At 58.7% G+C, this 21442-nt stretch carries 23 protein-coding genes and 1 pseudogene; 11 read left to right on the top strand and 13 right to left on the bottom strand.

Annotated features, from left to right (window positions below; translation table 11 throughout):
* Window positions 1-691: 691 nt before the first annotated feature.
* Together AB3L03_RS10015 and AB3L03_RS10010 are read right to left on the bottom strand one after the other, a co-directional pair.
* Window positions 692-901, bottom strand: coding sequence for a hypothetical protein (locus tag AB3L03_RS10015; protein WP_368508492.1), 210 nt, complete (start codon window positions 899-901; stop codon window positions 692-694).
* Between the two features lie 183 nt (window positions 902-1084).
* Window positions 1085-1300 carry a hypothetical protein gene (locus tag AB3L03_RS10010; protein ID WP_007595450.1) on the bottom strand — a complete coding sequence of 72 codons (216 nt, stop codon included), beginning with the start codon at window positions 1298-1300 and terminating at the stop codon, window positions 1085-1087.
* Between the two features lie 225 nt (window positions 1301-1525).
* On the opposite strand from AB3L03_RS10010, the gene AB3L03_RS10005 reads away from it, so the two are divergent.
* The gene (locus AB3L03_RS10005; RefSeq protein ID WP_368508491.1) at window positions 1526-1891 is read left to right on the top strand and encodes a hypothetical protein; all 366 of its coding nucleotides are present in this window, start codon (window positions 1526-1528) and stop codon (window positions 1889-1891) included.
* A gap of 1891 nt (window positions 1892-3782) precedes the next feature.
* Window positions 3783-4286, top strand: a complete 504-nt coding sequence (locus AB3L03_RS10000; RefSeq protein WP_368508490.1) for a hypothetical protein — start codon at window positions 3783-3785, stop codon at window positions 4284-4286.
* Window positions 4287-4658: 372 nt separating this feature from the next.
* Here the strand turns inward: AB3L03_RS10000 and AB3L03_RS09995 are convergent, their stop codons facing one another.
* The 3 genes from AB3L03_RS09995 to AB3L03_RS09985 all read right to left on the bottom strand — a co-directional run bounded on the left by AB3L03_RS09995 (window position 4659) and on the right by AB3L03_RS09985 (window position 6192).
* Window positions 4659-4844, bottom strand: coding sequence for a hypothetical protein (locus AB3L03_RS09995; protein WP_007595448.1), 186 nt, complete (start codon window positions 4842-4844; stop codon window positions 4659-4661).
* Window positions 4845-5115: 271 nt separating this feature from the next.
* On the bottom strand, window positions 5116-5301 hold the full coding sequence (locus AB3L03_RS09990) for a hypothetical protein (RefSeq protein WP_368508489.1): 186 nt from the start codon (window positions 5299-5301) through the stop codon (window positions 5116-5118).
* Window positions 5302-6018: 717 nt separating this feature from the next.
* Entirely contained in the window at window positions 6019-6192 is a 174-nt protein-coding gene (locus AB3L03_RS09985; protein WP_162847251.1) for a hypothetical protein, read from the bottom strand.
* A gap of 513 nt (window positions 6193-6705) precedes the next feature.
* On the opposite strand from AB3L03_RS09985, the gene AB3L03_RS09980 reads away from it, so the two are divergent.
* Window positions 6706-6951 (top strand): PilZ domain-containing protein, encoded by a 246-nt coding sequence (locus tag AB3L03_RS09980; protein WP_018459961.1) that lies wholly within the window; start codon window positions 6706-6708, stop codon window positions 6949-6951.
* A gap of 527 nt (window positions 6952-7478) precedes the next feature.
* Here the strand turns inward: AB3L03_RS09980 and AB3L03_RS09975 are convergent.
* The 3 genes from AB3L03_RS09975 to AB3L03_RS09965 all read right to left on the bottom strand — a co-directional run bounded on the left by AB3L03_RS09975 (window position 7479) and on the right by AB3L03_RS09965 (window position 9836).
* Window positions 7479-9050, bottom strand: a complete 1572-nt coding sequence (locus AB3L03_RS09975) for an IS66 family transposase (protein ID WP_368509026.1) — start codon at window positions 9048-9050, stop codon at window positions 7479-7481.
* A gap of 73 nt (window positions 9051-9123) precedes the next feature.
* Window positions 9124-9471 (bottom strand): IS66 family insertion sequence element accessory protein TnpB, encoded by a 348-nt coding sequence (tnpB, locus tag AB3L03_RS09970; protein ID WP_247333956.1) that lies wholly within the window; start codon window positions 9469-9471, stop codon window positions 9124-9126.
* Complete coding sequence (locus tag AB3L03_RS09965) at window positions 9468-9836, bottom strand: transposase (protein WP_368508302.1); 369 nt, start codon at window positions 9834-9836, stop codon at window positions 9468-9470. Before AB3L03_RS09965 ends, tnpB begins: the two co-directional genes overlap by 4 nt.
* A 434-nt stretch (window positions 9837-10270) precedes the next feature.
* Between AB3L03_RS09965 and AB3L03_RS09960 the strand changes: the two genes are divergently transcribed.
* Window positions 10271-10483, top strand: coding sequence for a hypothetical protein (locus AB3L03_RS09960; protein WP_368508488.1), 213 nt, complete (start codon window positions 10271-10273; stop codon window positions 10481-10483).
* A 182-nt stretch (window positions 10484-10665) separates the two neighbouring features.
* Here the strand turns inward: AB3L03_RS09960 and AB3L03_RS09955 are convergent, their stop codons facing one another.
* Both AB3L03_RS09955 and AB3L03_RS09950 read right to left on the bottom strand, forming a co-directional pair.
* The gene (locus tag AB3L03_RS09955) at window positions 10666-10842 is read right to left on the bottom strand and encodes a hypothetical protein (protein ID WP_161494789.1); all 177 of its coding nucleotides are present in this window, start codon (window positions 10840-10842) and stop codon (window positions 10666-10668) included.
* A gap of 312 nt (window positions 10843-11154) precedes the next feature.
* Window positions 11155-11364, bottom strand: a complete 210-nt coding sequence (locus AB3L03_RS09950; protein WP_007595423.1) for a hypothetical protein — start codon at window positions 11362-11364, stop codon at window positions 11155-11157.
* A 627-nt stretch (window positions 11365-11991) separates the two neighbouring features.
* Between AB3L03_RS09950 and AB3L03_RS09945 the strand changes: the two genes are divergently transcribed.
* From AB3L03_RS09945 to AB3L03_RS09930, 4 genes are all read left to right on the top strand, one after another.
* On the top strand, window positions 11992-12294 hold the full coding sequence (locus tag AB3L03_RS09945) for a hypothetical protein (RefSeq protein ID WP_368508487.1): 303 nt from the start codon (window positions 11992-11994) through the stop codon (window positions 12292-12294).
* Window positions 12295-12529: 235 nt separating this feature from the next.
* Window positions 12530-13429 carry a hypothetical protein gene (locus AB3L03_RS09940; protein ID WP_085349980.1) on the top strand — a complete coding sequence of 300 codons (900 nt, stop codon included), beginning with the start codon at window positions 12530-12532 and terminating at the stop codon, window positions 13427-13429.
* 861 nt (window positions 13430-14290) lie between these two features.
* Entirely contained in the window at window positions 14291-14737 is a 447-nt protein-coding gene (locus AB3L03_RS09935) for a hypothetical protein (protein ID WP_240543094.1), read from the top strand.
* Window positions 14738-15234: 497 nt separating this feature from the next.
* Window positions 15235-15471, top strand: coding sequence for a hypothetical protein (locus AB3L03_RS09930; RefSeq protein ID WP_085349978.1), 237 nt, complete (start codon window positions 15235-15237; stop codon window positions 15469-15471).
* 400 nt (window positions 15472-15871) lie between these two features.
* Here AB3L03_RS09930 and AB3L03_RS09925 read toward each other — a convergent pair.
* Both AB3L03_RS09925 and AB3L03_RS09920 read right to left on the bottom strand, forming a co-directional pair.
* Window positions 15872-16618 (bottom strand): annotated as a pseudogene (locus tag AB3L03_RS09925) (IS5 family transposase).
* A gap of 220 nt (window positions 16619-16838) precedes the next feature.
* On the bottom strand, window positions 16839-17039 hold the full coding sequence (locus AB3L03_RS09920) for a DUF6494 family protein (RefSeq protein ID WP_085349977.1): 201 nt from the start codon (window positions 17037-17039) through the stop codon (window positions 16839-16841).
* A gap of 966 nt (window positions 17040-18005) precedes the next feature.
* Here AB3L03_RS09920 and AB3L03_RS09915 point away from each other — a divergent pair.
* Window positions 18006-18902, top strand: a complete 897-nt coding sequence (locus AB3L03_RS09915; RefSeq protein ID WP_368508486.1) for an ABC transporter substrate-binding protein — start codon at window positions 18006-18008, stop codon at window positions 18900-18902.
* Window positions 18903-19430: 528 nt separating this feature from the next.
* Here AB3L03_RS09915 and AB3L03_RS09910 read toward each other — a convergent pair.
* On the bottom strand, window positions 19431-19838 hold the full coding sequence (locus AB3L03_RS09910) for a hypothetical protein (protein WP_085349974.1): 408 nt from the start codon (window positions 19836-19838) through the stop codon (window positions 19431-19433).
* 606 nt (window positions 19839-20444) lie between these two features.
* Here AB3L03_RS09910 and AB3L03_RS09905 point away from each other — a divergent pair.
* Together AB3L03_RS09905 and AB3L03_RS09900 are read left to right on the top strand one after the other, a co-directional pair.
* Complete coding sequence (locus AB3L03_RS09905; protein WP_026233982.1) at window positions 20445-20714, top strand: cyclase; 270 nt, start codon at window positions 20445-20447, stop codon at window positions 20712-20714.
* A gap of 233 nt (window positions 20715-20947) precedes the next feature.
* Complete coding sequence (locus AB3L03_RS09900; protein ID WP_018460247.1) at window positions 20948-21379, top strand: hypothetical protein; 432 nt, start codon at window positions 20948-20950, stop codon at window positions 21377-21379.
* Window positions 21380-21442: the final 63 nt, after the last annotated feature.

Here is a 21442-nt window from a genome sequence, read left to right as displayed (position 1 = left end):
TTGACCCGGTGCTTCTGCCGTCCGCACCGGCGGTTCCGGTGCTTCGATACCAACCCTCCAACCCCATGCGGCAGCCGCCCGATATAGGTCAGGCCCGAGCCCGCCGGGCGCGGCCGTGCAGAGAGATAGCTCGCCGCGCCGATTAAATATCAAAAAATAAATCGAATTAAATAAATTAAATAATGGAACGAGATTTAAATTTGGATTAGGATGCGAATGCTTGGCGCCGGACGCACGCGTCAAGGACCTCCTTGGAAGCGGCCCCATCATCCTGCCCCTGCTCACGCCGTCCAAAGGATGTAGGGGCCGCTTCTTTGGCAAATCGGGAGGGGAATCATGCAGTTCCTGTCATTGGGTGATTTGTTTTTCATCTCCGCAGCAACAGGTACGCTCCTATTGGTCGAGGTCGGAGTTTTGATCATTGTGGGCGTGATCTGAGCCGGACGCCTTCCGGTCAATGCTCCCATCGTCGCGGGCGTGCGCCTGGTGCGTGGCTCTCTTCCACTCCTACTGAGAGGGGTCAAGTGGGCGGACAACCATCGACGTCATGCCTGCGGTCGCGAATGATAACGCGGGCACCTGGCCTCTGCTACCGTTTCCGGATCGCTGGTACGCCACCTGTTGATCTGTGATGCGGCTCGGTCCTGCGGTGCTTAGCACGCCGCAGGCACGAGCGATTTTCCAAATTCGGTTATTGCGCGGCTGCCGCTTGCTGTCGTTGGTGTTCGAGGCCTGTGCCTGACGTGTATGCCACCAAGGCGACGTTGTACGCCTGCCACAGCGTATGGCGGTCAATATCCGGGAAACACTTCAACACGAGCGGTTCAACCTCGGCGACTTGATACGCATCCAGGCATTGAAGAATAACGCAGCTGACGTCGGCGATGCTGTGGTTTTGCATTTTCATTGCTCCCGGCTATGACATCAGCTGGTTCCGCGGCCGCGGTCTCTTTGGTCTGTTGTCAGGACGACCCCTGCAGCCACAAGCTGAAGCAACCGCCGGCAGACATTGATCGATGGCCCGATCACCTTAGGTGGGGAGCCTCGCTCGCGCGCTAAGTGTGCGGCAAGCGCGACGCCCTTGTCAGAGGCGGTCGCGACCCGACGATGATGCGCGGACATTGAGCTCTGATGAACCGCCCGGTCCATTAGTTTGGTGGAGTTGTTGGAGTCGCCTGTCGAGTTCTTGTTTTTTGGCAACGATCCTCGCGGCGAGAATCTGATCGACATCGGTGTAGAGAGCCCACAACTCATCGAGGGACATCTGCTCAAATTGCGGTTGGTAATCACGAATATCCACAGTCCGGCCCCCGGCTGGGGCGGGTAGCAGCGAAGTCAGTCTTGAAAGCCCGGACCCTTACGCTGATCAGATGATCGCGTTGCTGGCCGGGCCGACCGCGCTGCCCTCATAAACCGCCTTCCCAGCTCCAGTTTCGCGTGCCGCACCGACGATTCTGCGCTCGGCCTTGGCTACTCGGTCTCGAAGCGTCTCAAGTTCGGATACTTGAGACGCGAGTGCCTCACAATGTTGGTGCAGAGCGAAATGACAATCATCCAGTCGCGCACGAGCGTCCATTGCACGCCCCTCTATGGTACTGCCCCAGAAGACGTGGCCCGCAATTGGGACCACCGCGAGACTAGTCAAATTGACCCATCAGGTCTGTGCGCTTTCGCACATTCGCTGTATGCTTTCCCTCCGTGGATCGCCGCGCGTCGAGTTGCTGCGAGCGGCAAGCAAGATATTGCTGCTGGCCTGCCGCTCGGGCCTCACGGTTTTCGAATTCGCAAAATGGAGGGCTTCCAGGCGACTGCCGCCCGCAGACAAGGCCGGGCCTTGGATCTCGCGATCGCACAAAACACCGCCAGCACCGTCTACGGCCCCGGCATTTAGGGTGGTGCTTGGGCCGCTGCGATCTGCGCGCGTTAGCCTGGATCAGCCGGATGTAGTATCCCGCGCCAAGGAAAATCGGCAGATCGCGCGTTTCTGCCGATGACGACGATATCTCTGCTTGGCCTGGCTATCTAATCTCGAAAGGTCCCGCGGTTCGACAGCTGGAAGCGAGCGCCGCGAAACGCTGGCGCGGGGAAGCGGAGGAGCGTGGATCTCAACACGGGGCTGTCTCGGCGCCGAATATCGGCTCGCGCGGCTCTTTGCCATCGGGCGGTTGATCGGTTCGCGGGAGGCTAGTTTCAGGGCGTCTGCTGAGCATTGCGAATACCGGCCGATCTGCGTGGTTTTCATGCGGTGGTTCTCCCCCTTTCTGGTAGCAGTACTTCGATTGCGTAAGGCGCGAGCCGGATGTCGGTCTCGCTCTCCGGCTGGTGATCCACGGGGCTTCTTCTCTCTTGAGAGAGCAAACTTGGCCGCTAGGCGTCTGAACAATGAACGCTTTGCGACTTGCATAGCTGCGCGAAGGCAGCCTTCGCCTCGTTAGTGCCAACATGCATTCCTTTGTCTTACTTCTCGACTCACCAGTCTGCCTCGCCTTGACGAGCGATGCGGGAAGCCTCAGCCCTCAGCCGCTCTTTTTCGGGCGGAGCAGCGCTTGCGATTAGACAAGTGCGCGATTTTGGTCTTCTTCACCACAATCCAATTAAATGGCAAGTGAGGTCCGGCGATTCAGGAGCGCATCGCGTCGATAGCGTGTGCGATTAAAATGCCCACGCTCAAAATAACTAGAAAAATGAGCAACCAGGTACTCACGTCCACCTCCTGTCTTGGAAGTGAACCTTCCTGTTTATGCACAGTCAAAGGCATCACGTAGGGAACCGCGATTTCAGCGGCCGCTGAGGATTTATTGCCACACGGCGCGCTATCGTCGGAACGCCAGGAAAAGGAGTGTGCCGACGATGGCGGTCGCGAGAAGTGGAAACCAAATGTCCGGCACTTCAGGCACTCCGACTCACTGCGTCGGATTAAATGCGAGCTGCGCTCTTATTTCTTCTGGTTTTCACTATTCTCCACAGCTCAAACAGAAGTGGCCGCAACTCGCAACGAATATTTGCGGTATTATGTTCGTGGTTTGGCGTCGTCAGTATTCGGAGCGGTTCGATCTCGCGTGTTCGTATAGCTAGCCGGCTCACGTGCAGATCCATTTCTGGTAGCAGTTCCAGGTTTAACGTATCTCGGTAGCATCAAGCTTACCGAGTGACATTCGTTGCCAACTTGCCGAGACGGAATATCGTCGCGTCGATCGGGCATTTTTGTTCCCGAACCATCAGTTAGCGGGGGTGGCCTGAAAACGGGTTCGATTTCCATGATCTGATATTCGTCGTATGGAAATTCGAACTATCGTGCACCAGCCGCGCAGTTCTCCTATCGCGACCCGCTGGAAGCCGAGTACGGCCAGCTCATCGAGGGACGAGAGCGGGTCAGACAGGCCGAAGCCGCGGCCTCAAAGCGGTTTACGATCGCGACAAGGAAAAGAATTCGCCGCAACGAAGATGCATCCGCTGGCAGGCATCTGCTCGATGCGCGCGGCGGAGTTCGTGGCGTGCAGCGCCAGGGTTGTAACCACCAAAGTCAGGTCATCGAGAGGGGTCGAGATGCCTTGGTGGCGGGCTTGGGGGAGAAGCGTGCAGTCGGTGGGACTACGACCGCTTTGAATGCGCCCGCGAACCGCGAGGGCCAGCTCCGTCGGATTTCCGGGCGATGCGCCGCCGTCCGTCTTTCCCGAAGAGCCTCGACGGATTGGAGCCCTGTGCGCTCTCGCCGAAAGTCCGCCCTCCGGTTTTCATCGTGTGGCCTTGCTTTGGTCAAACCGGCGTTGGGGAGTGTGGACTTGCCCGATTTAATGCTCGGCCTCGGCCCGGGTGACATCGGGTGCGATGGGCCGATGCATTCGCCGATTAAACCGATAGCTCTGACTCTCTTTAAGAGCGGAATGAAAGAGTATCGGGCGCTTGTTGTGAACGTGAACGTTATGGGCTCGCTCAGCGGCTGGGACTTGGCCAGACAGGTTCGAGAACAAGAGCCGACGTTTCCCGTGATCTACATGACCGGCGCTGCGGCCGACCATTGGGCGTCCCAGAGCGTCCCGAACAGCATCCTGTTGCAGAAGCCGTTTGCGCCGGCCCAACTTGTCACGGCGATCTCGCAGCTCCTCAATCAGGTCCCCCTACGCGCGAATGAGGCCGCCTCAACTCCGGTTCACTTCCGCTTTTGCGTCACCAATCGCAAGGGGATGCTGTGGAGATCCGCGCGACCTCGCACAGCCGGTTCTGTCCATGCCCCAGCGCGCGAGCAATGTCGTCGGGTCGATTTCCTGCGGCGGCCATGGCCATAGCGATCAGCCGCTGATGATCTTCCGGCGTCCACCTTCTCACCAGTGGGTAGCGTGACTGTTCCATCGCGCCAGCGGCCCCCAGCCTGTTGCACGCCTATGCCTGCCTATACAGTTCGCAGATCTGCGCCCAACAAGCGAGGTGGGCTGCTGGTCAGCGATCGGCCAGAATGAAAGTGCTGCTGCTGGTCGCGGAGCGAGGCGCGCCGGTGATGTTCGCCCGGATCGGGGTCGTGCGCCTGTGGAAAGCGCCCTGGAGCGCAGGGGGGCTAAAGGAGCGCCCCAGGGCCGCCCACTCCATGCCGACGACGGCGTAAGGCCGGCATGATCGCCTACGGCGTTGCCCAAGGCACCGCCTATCGAAATGCCACTGCCTTAGTCGTCATGATGGTGGTGGTGGTGGTGGTGCTCATGCGAGCTGCCCCCGCCAGACCGCGCAATGGCGTTAGACGTCAGCGATGTTGATAGCAGTAGCGTCATCGCTGGAGGCGTCACGACGGCAAACCTACCGCAGGTCTTCAAGAACTCGCGGCGATCCTCGTCTTCTGTGGCGCTTGGCATGCTTGACTCCGGTTGGTGGCGTGCGGATATTAAGCCGAACGAAATTTAAATCAATTAAACAAATTAAGTTCCTTTTATTATTTACAAGGCCGCGAGCCGGCCTCCAGTCAGGTGGGTGTGCCCGCTACCGGACAGACCGGTCGTTGGTTGTATGTTACTGCCCGACGTCAAGAACTCGCGATTGAATACAGGCCCTTGCTAAATCATCCGCTATTTCCACACCGACGAGCAATTTTGTTGAAGAGCGTCGCAAGGACCCTCACCGGATTAGCTAATCAATTGCCGGCTTGCCTCTCAGATGAGAGACGAAGCGCGTCACGCACGAGCCGCCGATGATCGCCCAGGGGCCGAGCCGGAAGACGGCCAACGTCTTTAGGATGTCCGCGTCGGCGACGATGCAGCGGAAAGCCACGCCTTCGAACGCGCCAAGAAGATCGTCAGGAGCGATGGTGCACATTGGGAGACGCAAGACCTCAGACAAGAATTCGCATGACAGCTCGGCAAAGCAGCAGATGGGGAGTGTCCACGTTGCGCCCAACATTGAACAGCCCGGGCAGTGCATCCGAAATTCAACACCTCCTATCGTTCGCCCTGCTCAGTTCCAGAATTAACTTGCAACACGAACATCAAGCTTAATTCCAGACCGCGATTGCGGCCGCGCGCTAGAGGACTAGTTTGCGCACACGGACATTGTCCTTGTCCGCTCCACCCCAGCGAAGTCGCCGCACCATTATATTCGGTGCAGCGACTTCGACGCTGGACAGTCGCGCGAGCTTCACTTGAGAGAGCAGCCGGACCACGAAACGCTTGATCTCATCGAGATGCGTCGCCGACTTACGGCGCTCCGGTCGAAACACTCGGACAATCTTTTAATTACTTCGCTGTTGAACCGCTTTTTCGTGAAAGTCGCATTTCTCCTGAAGCCGACGGACCGGGCGCACGAGCAATATCTCAAATCCGAATTCGAACGAACGTTGATAAAGGTCAAAGAGATTGCTGCACGGACGAAATCTGACTGAAGGCCGCACCAACGCGTGGCTCTGGACCCGATTGGCCGGGTATCCGCCACTGTTCTATCGGATCAGCCAGTAGCGGTTGTCGGCTTTGGGCACTGGTGCTGAACAATAATCTCCGCATTCGTCTTCGTCCTCCCTTAAAAAATCGGGTGCTGCTGCTATTCCCGGGGCTTGTCGGTAATCTCTCGCACAGCCAAGCTCAGCTCCAGCTCTCTGAGCTGCTCAATCAGAAGTTCTACGATCTGGTCGTAGTCAGACGCCTTCAGCGAATGCACGCCTCGCAAGGCCAGTTGGTTCTGGAGGATCATCGCCATCATGGCTTTAACGCTCATGGGCCCTCTCGTCGGGAAACAAAGATCGTCATAAAAACAATCAGAAGTAGACGTCAAAGCTTGCGGATGCGCAACGTCCGTAAGAGTACGGACAAGGCGGCAAATCCGTTTGGCACCGCACAAACGGGAGAATGTGTCGCGTGTGCGCCTTCAGACTAATCCGTTGGAAAAGAAGGCGCCGGGCTGCTGGGACAAGTGTAACGTTTTCGCAGGTAAGGCCAGGTAGGATGTAGCTTTACTCGCCGACAGGCCAGCCATGAGATTGCTAATGACTTCGGATTGCAATGATGAACTAGCGGCTATCGCTCGAGCAATCGCAACCAAGCAGCTTTATATCGAAAGTCAAACCACCTTGATCCAGGTGCTCGAGCGTGACGGACACGACATGCTTGAGCAAAGAAAAGCTCTTGCTAAGGAACGATCAGACCTAGCAACACAGATCGCGCGACAATTTAAGCTGCTAGAGACAAGGTGCACATCGGGCGAAGATGATCTCGTTGCGGCTATAATGAAATGATAGAACGTCGAAAGCTGGAGCGCATCGATGTGGACGAGGTCGCCTACATTTCAGGCGACGGCGCCAGCTTACGCTGCCGCGTGGTCAACATGTCGGAAGAAGGGGCAGCAGTTGAGCTTCCGTCGAAGCGGCACGTGGCCTCCACATTCAAACTAATGCTCGAGAAAGATCGCATCATCCGAAGTTGCCGCCTAGTCTGGTTGAGTGGAAATCTTATCGGGGTCTCGTTCGAGGATCTTTAGGCGGAGAAGAGTCAGTTAGCTCTGCCCTACAATGGAACTCGCGGTTCTTTTGCTGGCATGGATGGGCGATGTCAAACAATAGACCGGAAATCCGTTCGTGGTCCCCCGATGCAGCAGACGCCATGAAGAAGTGACTTCCATTTTGTGGGGACTAACACTCGCCGCTTCTTGTTTGCGCTATCGAGGAACCGCGCGCCTCTGTGCAGCGGCTAATCTTCCTTTCCTAACTCTCGCATCACGACCTTGAGCACATGAGCAACGGCTCTTGCAGCGCCTTCGCCTCGTCCCTTGGCGCGCGCACCTAACGCCGGTTAAGGGATTGGTTACCGGTCACTGTCACCATTTACATACAGTCGCATTATGCGGCAGCGCATTCTGAGAACAGTCTATTCGACACGCCCGGTTGGCGGTCTCTTTCAGGAGACGCCCCAATGCTTAAGGGCTTCACGGTCTTCGTTGTTGCGCTGATCGTACGCGTCTGGTGACGGCCCCTGGTTAGGTCATCTTGAACGGATGGCTGACCGCGCTTATGCGGCCTGAGCGACGTTCTGAGGTCGCCAATTCCAGGGCATGAGTTCGTGGATGCGCTTGGCGGGATGATCCGGTAGGCGCGCCAGCACGTCGGCGAGCCAAGCCTGCGGGTCGATGTCATTGAGCTTGGCGGTGGCGATGAGGCTGTAGATGGTAGCCGCGCGCCGTCCGCCCTCATCGGACCCGGCGAAGGTCCAATTTCTTCTGCCCACGGCGACAGCCCGAAGCTTCCGCTCGGCGGCATTGTTCGACATGCAAAGCCGTCCGTCATCAACGAAGCGGCTAAACGCATCCCAGCGGCTGAGGCAGTAATTGATCGCCTTGGTCGTGTCGTTGTTCCTGGAGAGCTTGGCGCGCTGCTCGCGCAACCACGCCTCCAGCTCGACGATCAGGGGGCGGCTACGCTCCTGGCGCACACGCAAACGCTCCTGCGCAGTAAGACCGTTGATCTCGCGCTCGATGGCGAACAGAACATCGACGCGCTTGACCGCCTCGGCCGCGATCGGCGCCTTGCTGAGCCGCGCGAGATCAAAGAACTTGCGCCTGCCGTGCGCCCAGCAGGCGGCCTCGATGATCGGGCCGCCCTTGCGATTGGCCTCGTAGAGCCTGCCAAAGCCGGCGTAGGCGTCGGCCTGCATCAGTCCGGCATAGCCCGCCAGATGCTGCTCCGGATGCGCACCGCCACGATCGGGCGAGTAGAAGAACACGGCCGCCGGCGGATCTGGGCCGGCAAACGGACGGTCGTCGCGGACATAGGTCCAGAGCCGGCCGGTCCGGGTCTTGCCCTTGGCCAGGACCGGCACCGTGGTGTCATCCGCGTGGATGCGCTCGGCTGCGAAGACGTGGCTCCGGATCGCATCGACCAGAGGCATCAGGGTTGCCGCTGCGGCACCTACCCAGTCCGCGAGCGTCGATACGTCGAGGTCGATGCCTTCACGCTGGTAGACATCGCTCTGACGATGAAGCGGCAGGTGCAGGCCGTACTTGGCGAACAGGACATGGGCCAGCAGCTTGGACCCTGCACGCCCGCGCGCAATCGGATGCGAGGGGGCCGGCGGTTGGGTGATCGCTTCGCAGGCCCGGCAGACGAGCTTCTCGCGCACGTGCTGGATCACCTTCCACTGGCGCGGAACGAGCTCCAGCGTCTCGGTTACGTCCTCGCCAATCTTGCGCAATCGGCTGTCGCCGCAGCACGGGCAGGTGGCCGGCACCGGATAGACGATGCGCTCCCGCGGCAAATGCTCCGGCAGCGGCCGACGGGCTGGCTTGCGGCGCTCGAACGATGGCACCGCTATCTTCTCCGCTGCCATCTGCGCCGCGGTCTCAGCTTGCGCCGCGTTCTCCTCCAGGTCCGCGAGCTGTAGCTCGAGCTGGTCCAGCAATGCGCCTCGCTCGGAGGACTGCCCGAACTGCTCGTGCCGGAGCTTCTTGATCGTGAGCTTGAGCTTCTCGATCAGCAAGGTCCCCGCCTGGGCCTCGGCTTCCGCGGCCAACCGGGCCGCTCGCTCGGCGCGCAGCATCGCCTGCAGCGTGGTCACATCGTCGGGAAGAGAATCATCGGCGCCCATCGCCGACCAGAGAATCACAAGACGCGGTCTCTGTCCGGACCGCTGATCGTGCCACCGATTCAAATCCCAGCGATCAGCCAGCCGCCTGCGGTCGCCAGGTCTGTTGCGGCATCCGCCAGTCGATGCCCTCCAGCAGGTAGCCAAGCTGGGCTGGGGTGATTGTCACCACGCCATCAGCCGACGACGGCCACAAGAAGCGGCCGCGCTCCAGCCGCTTGGCATAAAGCGACATGCCCAGTCCATCGTGCCAAAGGATCTTGATCAGCTTGCCACTCTTGCCTCGGAAGACATAGAGATCGCCGCCGTGCGGGTCTCGCGTGAACGCTTCCTGCACCAGCAAGGCCAGCGAGTTCATGCCGCGACGCATATCGGTGTGGCCGGTCGCAATCCACACCCGCACGCCCGACGCAATGGGGATCACCGCGGCCGTCCATCTGCCAGTGCCGCCACCGCGGCCTTCAGCGTCGCCGCATCAACCGTGCCCGTGATCCGCATCCGAGCCCCGGCCGAAAACTCGATCTCGATCGACCCGCCGCTGCTTGACGGCGCGACTGGACAAGGCATCGGCCCTGATTCCGCGACCACCACCGCCGGTACGAAGCCAGGTTGATCGGCGGCATCCTTCGGCTCAGGCCGAAACGACCGTCGCCATCGCAGCAGCAATGAGCGCGAAACGCCGTACCGCCGCGCGGTTGCTGCGACCTGGCGCGGCGCCTGTAAGCTCTCCAGGACAATCTTGAGCTTCTCATCCTCGGACCAGCGTCGCCGCCGGCCCGTGTCCACCACCTCAAGCCGTTCGACTTGGGCACTGCGCCTATCACTGTCCATAGGGACAGTTCTCAACAATACGCCTCATTCGGCAAGGCGGCCCTCACCGGGCGGATACCGCTGATCAGTACAGCGCAAGTGGATCAATACCTGACCCACGGTCGGTACACCGACGCGGCCATGGCTATGCTGCGGCAGATCGGTCGCGCGTTTGGATTTTAAATAGTTCTTTTGCGACGGAGACCCGTCATGGACGGCATCTCATGGGGCGATCTCGAAAGGGATGAACAACGCGCAATCACGATATTGGGAGCCGGTCTTTCCATTAAACTGTGCAGCCCCCTTGCTCTCCTGGCGTCAGGTCGGCTTGGGCTGCTGCACACAATTTGCGAAGAGATGCCGTTTGAAGTGTGTAAGCGGTTCGGCGCCGGTCGATCACGACAGGGGGTGGGATGCCAAACGCAATCGAGCTGATTGTGGACGGTTACGTTCGCTTGAACAATCGGAGGGCTCTGGATGATCTCCGCATGCAGCGTCGGAAACTGGCCGTGGACCTAAAGGCACGTACGGGTTTTGATTTCCGGACGACCGTCCAGCAGATCGAGGAGGATATCGCCGTGATCGAGGCTGGGCTGGCGCGGTTGGATGGCCCGGCGGCGAGCTAAGCTGCCAAAGCAGTTCGCGGTTCAAGCCGCCCGAAATAGCTTCTTTCTCGGTCCCGCGCATAATGATCTTGAGCACATCATCCGGCAACGGGCCATTGCAGCGCCTTCGCCTACTCCCATGTCGGCGTGGCATCCAGCCACCTGCTGCAGGTCAACATCGTCTCGACGCATTTTACTGGCGCTTAGTAAGGCAATAGTTCGGACGCTTTTGTCCCGGCCAGGCTGTGGAAATTCTTGCAATGACCTATGGCTGTACGGGTGACATGGCGCTCAGCCGAAGGTGTGTAAGACCACAGCATAGTGGTTGCAACAATGAGGAGGGCAACGGCCGCGATTGCAGATGAGATCAGACGCTTCATGGGAAACCTCCGGTTTCCGATTGAAGGTTCGTCCGACAGTTCGATTTAAAGGTTCAATGAAAAAGCCAAAATCTCGGCCCGCTCATCGAGTTCCGTTTGAGACGTAAGGGCGGCCCGCCCGTGCTAGGCGGCATGCCCACCCGCAATCGTGAGGATCTCGCACCCTCCGAAAAGCCCCGATCCGAATGGTTCGGAAACACCCCGGCATCGGTGCGAAGTTGCCGACATGGCGGTTGACGACGCGGAACAGCGCGCTTATGGCGGCTTGGTTGCTGGTGATCAAACGCGCCAACGAGAACACCCGCTCGCCACCTACTCGACGTCGATCATTCGCTCCTTGGTGATCCGCAGGCTGCGGACGTAATAGCCTTGTGCCTGAACGGCTGACTTGATTTCGTCGCTGACCTTGAGAACTCGTTTCCTGCTCTTCCGCCACTTATGTGCAGAGTAAAGCACGGGCACGGGAGAGCCTGAACTTAGAACGAGCAAGAAGCGCCTGTCATTGCGATAGACATCATACATTTCGCCCCCCGCGATCATGTTGAAGTAAGCATGTCTGGTCGTCTCCATGGACGAGCTTAGTATCGCGAATGGCTGCGCGGGTTGTAAATCTGCAACGTCCGGGATTTCTTCAGCAACGTTCCCGATTGGGAACGAACTTGGTGCAGCTCGGCCGTGGGTATTGATCAAGCTCTTGCGAGCGGTCGGGTAAAGAGGCAATCGAATTCCGCCACAACTGCGTGAGCAAATGCGCGGATGCTCGAAATCCCCCGCTGCGATCACTGCGAAGAAGAGTTCGCGCCAGAAGAGCTGATAGTTCTTGCGCCACCGGCCGGGGACGGCGAGTTGATCTGCGGTCGGTGTATCGAAGTCAGTCGCGAAGCTACCGCGCGGTGATAACTGATGCTCCAGCGCATCAGGATCATCTCGATCCCACAGCTTCCGTGTAGGCGGTTCACGAGCTCGGGCGCAATCCAGCCTCCTCGGTAGCATCAAGCTTAACGAGTGACATTCGTTGCCAACTTGCCGAGACGGAATATCGTCGCGTCGATCGGACAATTTTTTTCCCGAACCACCAGTTAGCGGGGGTTGCCTGAAAACGAGTTCGATTTCCATGATTCGATATTCGTCGTATGGATCTGAACTATCGTGCACCAGTTCTCCTATCGCGACCCGCTGGAAGCCGAGTACCGTCAGCTCATCGAGCTACGAGAGCGGGTCAGAAAGGCCGAAGCCGCGGCCTCAAAACGGTTTACGATCGCGACAAGGAAACGAATTCGCCGCAACGAAGATGCATCCGCTGGCAGGCATCTGCTCGATGCGCGCGGCGGAGTTCGTGGCGTGCAGCGCCAGGGTTGTAACCACCAAAGTCAGGTCTTCGAGAGTGGTCGAGATGCCCTGGTGGCGGGCTTGGGGAGAAGCGTGCAGTCGGTGGGACTACGACCGCTTTGAATGGGCCCGCGAACCGCGAGGGCCAGCTCCGTCGGGTTGCCGGGCGATGCGCCGCCGTCCGTCGTTCCCGAAGACCCTCGACGGATTAGAGCCCTGTGCGCTGTCGCCGAAAATCCGCCCTCCGGTTTTCATCTTGTGGCCTTGCTTTGGTCAAACCGGCATTGGGGAGTGTGGACCTGCCCGATTTAATGCTCGGCCTCGGTCCGGGTGACATTGGGTGCGATGGGGAACGCCGATGCATTCGCCGATTAAACCGATATATCCCGGCTCACAAATTCATGGTCCCGCGCTCTCACCAGAAGACGTCGAGCTTGTTGCGCGCGCGGATGAACGGCTCGTCCACGCCTATGATCAGATCGCACGTGCAGATGAACAGCTGGCGCGTGTCAACGAACAGCTTTCCAAGTTAGATCAGGATGGCACGCGCCACCCTTCTCAGCCGAAGAATTCCGCGAAATGGTTTCGACCACCTGACCGCGGGGCGAGCTCATTGCGCGGAAGGCCGGCACTGCGCGGCCTGATCGGTCTGCTGTTGGCAAGCGGCATCTGTTTAGCTGCTCTTGCAGCGCAGTCATCCGACGGCGATGCGGTCAGAGCAATGATGTATCGGTGGTCCGCGCGTGCCGTTTCACCTTCGTTGCCGCAAGAAAGAGCCGAGATCTCCTCGGCTCTGCCTACCACTCAGACGAGTGCAACCTATGTGGCACTTCAGCAACCGGGGCCGCTGACTACACCGCACGATGCGATCCAGGCAGCCGGCCCCAGTTCGCCGGAGCTGGCGCTCCAGGGATTGGCGGGCGACCTTACGAACCCGCCGCAAGCGATCGAGCAGCTCAAGGCCAGCCAAGATCAAATCGTTCGCGACCTTGGCCAGCTCTCCGACCGGCTTACGGCGGTCCAGGCACAAATGGTGCGAGACAGAGCGGATGCCGCCGAGCAGCTTAGGATGGTCCAAGAACAATTGGCCGGCATCACCACCAACGCTTCCGAGCAGATCCTACGCCCCAAGACGCCAGTGCCGTTGCCCAGGCCAATTGCCGCCACGATCCGCAAACCTGTGCCAACCGTTCCGCGGCCGCAAGACAGGGGGCGGCCACACGCGCCGCTGCAGACCGACCAGGCCGTGCAGGACTAGGGATTAGCTGTTTTCAACGCGTCCGATCGCTGCGAGACCTCGGTGCGGAGCGCCGAGGGCTGTTGCTTGCTCCGCAGCTGCCGCCATCGCGCGGCTTGCAGCCCATAGTTCACTCGCAACCGGGAGGGAGATAATCGTCCCAATGTGGGGGATGGCGAAGCCTTTTGGCGCTCTCCTTCCCTGTTAGATTGGGGCGGGAGCGCGACTGGCGTTCCCATCACCGGAGCTCTCCGCGGACGCTCAGATGGCACGCTCCTTGCCAATCAGTCGGACCAGTGATTTTCGTTGCGAGGAGACGTCTAGCAATGGGACCAAAAATTCGAATTTTCAAACGCCCAAAGCCCAATCTGGCACATGTTGCCCGCAATCTGATGCAACTACTCGACGCGCTCGAGGATCTTGAGGAGCTGAGAGAGAAGGTCCGGCTAGCAGAAGCAACCCGAGTGTTACATTAAAGCGGCCACCTCCGTCAGAGCTGCTGACTAATCTGCAATGGCACCTTGAATCGGCAATAGTAGCTCGCGCGGTTTTGCGTTTTGCGTGTGACCAATCGAGGGCGCGCGTGCGGTCCAGCACTATGCGGCAGAACCCGCCATGGCGCAGAGGAACCGCGCCGGGGGATCATGGTTAACGGTCTGGCAAGGAGATCGTCCAATGCCCCATGCCACCCCTTTGGTGCTCGCCGCCATCGTCGCCAGCTCAGCTATGCTGGTCCTCGCGCCAGGAGGCGCCGCAAATGCTGGGTCGGCGGGTGCGGGCACGGGGACAAGCGCGAGCAGCGCCAGCGCTGGTCCGTCGGCGCCTGCCGGAATGGGGACGAATGCGGGTAGCGCCGGCGCTGGTCCCTCAGCGCCTGCCGGAATGGGGACGAAAGACACCGCCACCGGCGCAAATCCGAGCACCAACAATCAATTGAACAATCCGAACGTTGAACCCGCCACGCCGACAAAGTCGCGGACGGCCGCACAGGCCGCAAGAAATGTCGGGGTTGGTCACGCGCAAAATGGCCTGCCGATCGGGGCCATTGGGACGGGTACAAGCAACGAGGACCAGATCATCATCGGCTCATTACCCTCCCGAAACGCATCAGCCCCGGCAGCACAGGCCAAAGGAAACATCAGTGGTGGTCACGCGACAAATGGTCCCCCGGTCGGAACGTTTGGAAAGGGCCCCAGTCTTTCGGACCAAGTGAGCCGGCCGCGCGCCGCGCGAGCTGGCGATAAAGTGCTGGACGCCAAAGCGCAGGTCGAGCGACGAACAACCGTTTCGCCCAAACGCGTTCCCGGCATCACAAAGCGGGGTTTGTAGCTGCGAGCGAAGCGGCGAGCAGACTTGCGACCGAGATCCGGTGGGCTTCGCAGGGTCGGTCCCGATGGCTGGCGCCGCAACTCGCCTGCCAGAAGCCGGATGATTGAATCATTTAATATCGCGCCATTTAACTCAAGCCTTGAACCGGTCCTGCCGCGGCGCGCGCCCGGCCAATGTTCGACGCACAGCAGCTTGGTGCCGTAGACCTGATGCGTGCAAAACTCGGGTCTGTGCGGTTTCAGACCTTGATGTACCTTTGATGGCACCCTGGGTGGACCTGCGGCAAGGTCGGAGACGAGGCCTCGCGCCGCGACCACCAGCCCGTCCATCCAAAGTTGGTCCCATGGGCGACCGTGCCTATGCACCGCACGGTGAATACGCCGCTAACTAACAGTTAGGAGAACCAATATATTGTTTCCGTGGTTGAATCATCCGTCATCCCGGACAGCAAGGTTACTGTTTGCGTCGAGGATGAGTTTAGAACCTGAGCCAAGACGATGAAGGACCTCAGGCGACGATTGGAGAGGCTCCGCGCGGACGCCAGAGACTTTGCTCTTATGAGTCAGTCGGCGACCGATGCCGAAAAGCGCGCGCTCTTTCAACGCTTGGCGGATGAACTCGCCTTCGAAGCTCTTGAGCTTGAGATCATCGTAAAACAACAAGGGCACTCGGATTCCAGCGAGCAGCACGAGGTCGTGGAATTTAAGCCATCCGCTCACAAGAAGCGCGGCTGATGCGGAAAGAGGCTGGGCGGTCGGCTTGTCTTATCCGTCCCGCGCCCTGAACGATTTTAAGCATAGCTTCCACCAACGGCCGCTAAGGCACCTTCGCCTCATCCCATTGCGCATGGATCCAGACGTCGCGCGGTTCATCAGCTCGATCAGCTCGACCCGCGGGGCCGGCCACGTCCCAGGCGGCGTCCTTGCTCAAGCATTTGAGCGCAAGTCGCAGTATCCGGAGCTGGCACCTCGCTCAGATCGTGCAAGGTGACGATCGGCATCGCAGCCGCCCAGCAGCTCGGTCTCGGCAAGGTACCAGCGCCCAGCCGGACACCAGCCCTTCGCGCGGCATCGACGACAAGGGGAAGAACGAAACCGCACATCGCGATGTTGCATCGGACCGCCTTGGCAAGAACTAGGACGCGGACTCATAAAGACGCAGCCATAGCCTGATTGACGCGAGCTGAACGAAGGCAAGGTAGTTGGCGGCCAGCCTATGTACCGCCTCGCCACCCGACGACATTGTTTGATCCGATTGAAGAACCGCTCAACCCGGTTGCCGGTAGAGATATGGGCTGAAGCAGATCGGATCGCTGCGATTGCTCTTCGGCGGGATGTTGGCCCACGCGCGCCCTTCTTCATGGCAAGCTCCCTGATCCAGTCCGCGTCATAGCCACGGTCCGCAAGCAACATTGATCCGGATTTTCAGACGAGACAGCAGTTTTCCGGCAAGTCGAACGGATTGGCCTTACCGGGGCTCAGCGCCAACCGTACCGGCAGACCATTGCTGTCGACCACCGCATGGATTTTGCTCGTCAAACCGCCGCGGGACCTTCCCATCGATTGGCTGGTTCCTTGCGATGCAGGCCCCATGCTGATGTACGCTGACAATGGAGGTGTCGATCATCTGGGTAGCGGCATCATGGGCAGTGGCAAGCGCTTTTATGATGCGGCCCCAGACGCCAGCCCGCCGCCGCCTGACGAAGCGGTTATAGCAAGTGGTGTATGGCCCAAACGCCGCCGGCAGATCACGCCAGGGTGCTCCTGATCGAAGGATCCAGAAGAGGACCCGTCTGTCGTTCGACCGGGGGACGCCACGCGGCTTGTTCGGCAGCATCGGCTTGATAGCGGTCCATTCATAGTCAGCGAGTTCGTAGCGCATGATTCGAGCTCCAGTTCGGGAGTTTGAATCACGGCAATCCGGCCAAACGCAACGCTCATGGGCAGACACTGGTACGCGCCTTTTGGACAGGAACGGGCATCAACCATCCCGCACTCTGTGCCAAAACTGTCGAAAATGACCCAAAGCAGTCGTTGCTGGAAATCAACAGGATTGAATGCTCCACCAACAGGGCGGCAATGTCGGGGCAGCCGGGACATCGTCAGAGTGCGATTGTTTCCTCGACTACATGTTTCAGCGCCGTTCCCTCAGCCGACAGGGTCATTCGCAGTTTGAGCTGGCCACCTTTCACCGCCCCGCTGCGCACTAGGTTTTCGATTTCGCGCTGCGATGTAACTCCAACATGCTTCAGAAATTTACGGATAGCCATATTGAAGCGGTCTTCATCGAACTCGGCGGTCATGGCTGTTCTCCCTGGTCGGTCAGGCGATGTCTAACACGAGGCGAGCAAAGACCCAACATCGAGGCCCAACTCGCGTCACCCCCGACTTCCTCCTCAACCTGATTGCCTACAACGTCGGCCCGGAGCTGAAGACTACACCCGAGGCGGCGCAAGGTCGGCCGTTTGAGGTGGACCGGACACTGTCGCCGACCGCCGCTTGTGACCCATGGCGGAAGTCAGTGACCGGTCAAAAAAATATTCCTTCGAAGGCCGCTGAAGTCATCTTCCATTTGTTCGGTTTTGGCGATTACACTGTTGCACTCGTATGGTACCCAATTTTTTTGATTTCATGACCTTGTCAGACGTCACCCGCCGCAGATTGATCGGCAGTCTCGCGGCCGGAGTAAGCGCGGTCTCGGTAACTTCATCAAGCATCAGCAGCGCACGTGCTCAATCCGCGCAAAAGACGTTTGTTCTTATTGGCGGAGTCTTTTACGGAGCTTGGTGTTGGCGTCACCGAGAGGCTCGAAAAGCAGGGCCACAAAGTCTATGCGCTTACGCTTACGGGATTGGCAGAACGCTCGCATCTCCTCAGCAGAGACATAAATCTCGACACGCACATCACGGACATCGCAAATCTCGTCGAATGGGAAGACCTCACAGACATTTGCCTCGTTGCTGGGCTGCCATAACTAAATTGTAGCCGAGCGATCCGTCTCGCTCGGCTTGCGAGTAGCCAGTGTACGAACGACTTCCACGCATGGCCCGTCACCGACCTCAGTTAGAGCGCTGCGAGGGCCGCTTCCGGGAGATGAGCCGACCCGATCATGCAAGCTGCCGAGGGCTGCCTTTGACCCATAGCTGCCTCGAGTTAAGAGCAGCATTGCGCTGCAGCATTTTCGGGCGTGCGACAATCTGCATCGAGCGGGACGAAGAGCATACCTGTATTTCATCAGTCGTCTGCTCTCACGATCGTTGAGGGTTCCAATGAAGCGGCGAGATTTGATTGCGCTTTTCATAATCGCAACAATGGTCTCGCCTTGTGCGGCATACGCGGAAACGGGCACGCTTCCAACAATTGGTTATCTCGGCTTCGACTCGGCCGACAAGAGCAAGGAACTGCTCGTCGCCTTTCGGGATGGTCTCCGCGCCCATGGCTTTGTAGAAGGCCAGAACGTCACGATCGAGTACCGCTTCGCTGAGGGAAAGTATGATCGCTTTCCGGAATTGATCGCAGGTCTTATTCGGGATCGCGTTCAAGTAATCGTCGCCGCGACTGGTACAAACGGAGTTTTGGCGACAACGGCAGCGACTAAGACGATTCCGATCGTGTTTGCGATTGCCATGGACCCGGTACATCTTGGCGTTGTTTCCAGTTTGAACAGGCCAGGAGGAAATGCGACTGGCGTGAGCATGTACACCCCGCAACTCACCGCCAAGCGACTTGAGTTATTGGCAGAGTTGACGCCGCCAGGGGCAACAATCGCAATGCTGGTAAATCCAACGAATCCAAATTCGAATGTAGTGGTCTCGGATGCCGAAGCTGCGGCTAAGTCGCTTGACCGAGAAATTCACGTTCTGAAGGCGAGTACGGACGAGCAAATTGCTGCTGCCTTCGGCGAAGTCAGAAACCGGAAGCATTCCGCGCTGCTTGTCAGTCCAGATGCATTTTATATTGCACGTCGAGATCAACTCGCAGCGTTGTGCGAGCAGTACCGGATCCCGGCGACTTATGAATGGTCGTTTTTCGTCAAATCCGGCGGACTTATGAGTTATTCGCCTCGCATTACGGATGTTCAGCGTCAGCTTGCCGACTATACAGGAAAAATTCTAAAGGGCGCTCGCCCCGCCGACCTTCCGGTCGAACAACCGACCAGATTCTGAGTTGGCCATCAATCTCAAAACAGCAAAGCGCATCGGCCTCACTATCCCGCCCTATCTCCTCGCTCGCGCCGACGAGGTAATAGAATAGATTAGGGTTGCTGCGATGCATGAGTCCGGAAGTGGCCCATAGCCGACCTGTCGGGAGCAGGCCGGTCGAGGACCGCTTGTGACCCCAATTCAGACATCGGCCTCCCTCTCTCTCTCCCTCTCCCTCTCTCTCTCTCTCTCTCTCTCTCTCTCTCTCTCTCTCTCTCTCTCTCTCTCTCTCTCTCTCTCTCTCTCTCTCTCTCTCTCTCATGTTGCAGTAGTCTTGAATTGAGACGCCCCGACCAATTGTCGCGGCGCTCGTCGATTTCATATCGTCCGCCAACTAGCCCTTAGACGTTTGTCTCGCGTCGGTTAGCGCAGCGACATATCTAGAGTTCGGCGCAACCAGGAAGTCACGTCAGAGGGCAAACCGACCCGATCGGTGCGCCGTCGCGTGCGCCATTCCCAACTACAATCGTTTTTTTTGCGAAGAAACGCACCTTAAGCCTTTAGGTCCGTGATCCGCATAATCGCGACCACGTTCCCATCATTGAACGCCTGCTCCTTTGTGTCCTTGTTGCAGGTCCAGACAAAATTCTTCTTGCCGGTAAAGGTCTTTTCGTCCTGCTCAAGCCGAAGCTCTCCTTCGGTGATATGGCAGACCATGGCATTCATCATCGGGGGCCCCATGGTCTTCGATCCCGGCTGCATGATGATGTCGCGCATTGAGACGGTTTTAAAACCCGGGATCAGCGATGGTGTCTCGCCATCATACTCACGCACCACCACACCTGGCCACGGAGTTGTGTCCTTGTAGCCCGTCGTTTGAGCGGCGGCGGGCTTTATCATGGCCGCCGATGCCGCTGCCAACCCGAATGTCAATGCAGACCTTCGATCGATCTTGCTCATCGCTTTTCTCCCTGGGTTACTTGCAACAAGCCGCCGCAAAAGCTGCGCGCGTGTGGAATGTGAAATCGTGGTGTGAAACCGAAAAGGGGGCGGTCTCTTAGGCTAGCGTACCTGCCGACAGCGCTAGTACTGCTCGTTCGTCCCGAACGGTGACTTCGGCACATCCCGCTTCAAGGGCAACCACATTCTACGAGAACGGACGCGCCCTAGAAATGGGTGTTTCGCCCAAGAGGCATAATGCCTCAGTTTGCTTAGGCCTGAAGTTCGGACCCGGCGTCAGCAACTTCACACTGCGACCAACTGAATACGCAAGTCAGTGTCACTGACTGGTCCTGTGGCGGGTCGCAGTAAGTGCGCGGCCACGACCTATTGGCGTCGAGTGCGGAGGCGATGATGCTGCTCCCGCAAGACCGCCCGGAGCTAGCCCATCAGCGAAGTGGCAGCACGCCTCAGTTTTATCGGACAAAGGGCAAGGTCCGATGCCATCAGTGCAACCCGGAAATGAAATAGCTCCAAGCGATGGCCGGTATTATACTGGTGCGACTGGAAGTGCTGTTTCAAGCGTTCGTGGAAAGATTGCTACGACCAGTCTGGGAGGAACATCTGATGACGACTATGTTTGTTAGACACACGGTTTCCGACTACAAGACCTGGCGGAAAGTTTACGACGATTTTGCTTCGGTTCAGAAGACGAAGGGCGTAACAGCCGAGGCTGTCTACCGAGCAGTCGAAAATCCCAATGACATCACAGTAACTCACGAGTTTGCCACGATTGAAGCTGCGCAAGCCTTCGCGGAGAGTGCTGAATTGAAGAATGCCATGCAGAATGCGGGAGTAGCGAAAGCTCCAACGATTTGGTTTACCAAAAAGGCGTGAAGTATCGATCCCGGCCAAGTGCCGGCCGTGGTGGTACCATGTCGCCTGTTGGCCCATTGAGACATGCCGAAGCGGTCTGACGATATCCGTTCACAGGGGTAGACCGGTAGAGAACGGCACGCGGCCAAAGTGACGCGATTGACCCTGGCTGTGTAAAAACGCAAAGATCGAAACGCGACGAGAATGACATTCTGGCTTTGCGGGCCCGCCGCCCTAGAATTGCGGCGATCAGGATGGGCGAAATGCAGTATGTTTGCGACACGCCGAAGGGTAAGACCTGGTTCCGTATCGAAACGGAAGGTGAAGCGGTGCAAGAGTCGCGCCTGATGCGCCACACAGTCGAGAAATATTTCTGCCGCGAGCGAGAGAAGGCAGTCCAATCCTGGCGTCCGGAGCAGCCCAACGCGATCGAGCGCGACATCGGCCTCGAGGCCCATGTACAGCGAGAGATGCCGCTTTTCCTCACGTTGCGTGACAGGGAGGGTAATCCACTGGCTACAGCGATGCTGCCACCGGGTGGCAAGGATCGCGGCGGGTTCCGGATCATCATCGTTGCCGCATGCAATGCCGATCCTTATCCTGAGCAGGATGCGGCCATCGCTGCGCTAGGAGCGCATTTCGGTCTCACACTCGATCGCCACCGCTGCTTCCCCTACGGCCGCTAAGGAGCCTGACAAGTATCGCTGCTTGGAGCGAAGTCGGCTCATGTCCCGTTGCGGACCTGCGCC

The sequence above is a fragment of the Bradyrhizobium lupini genome, assembly GCF_040939785.1.
GTDB lineage: Bacteria > Pseudomonadota > Alphaproteobacteria > Rhizobiales > Xanthobacteraceae > Bradyrhizobium > Bradyrhizobium canariense_D.
Note: the sequence above shows the minus strand (reverse complement) of the source record. Positions and strands in the feature narration are given on the sequence as shown.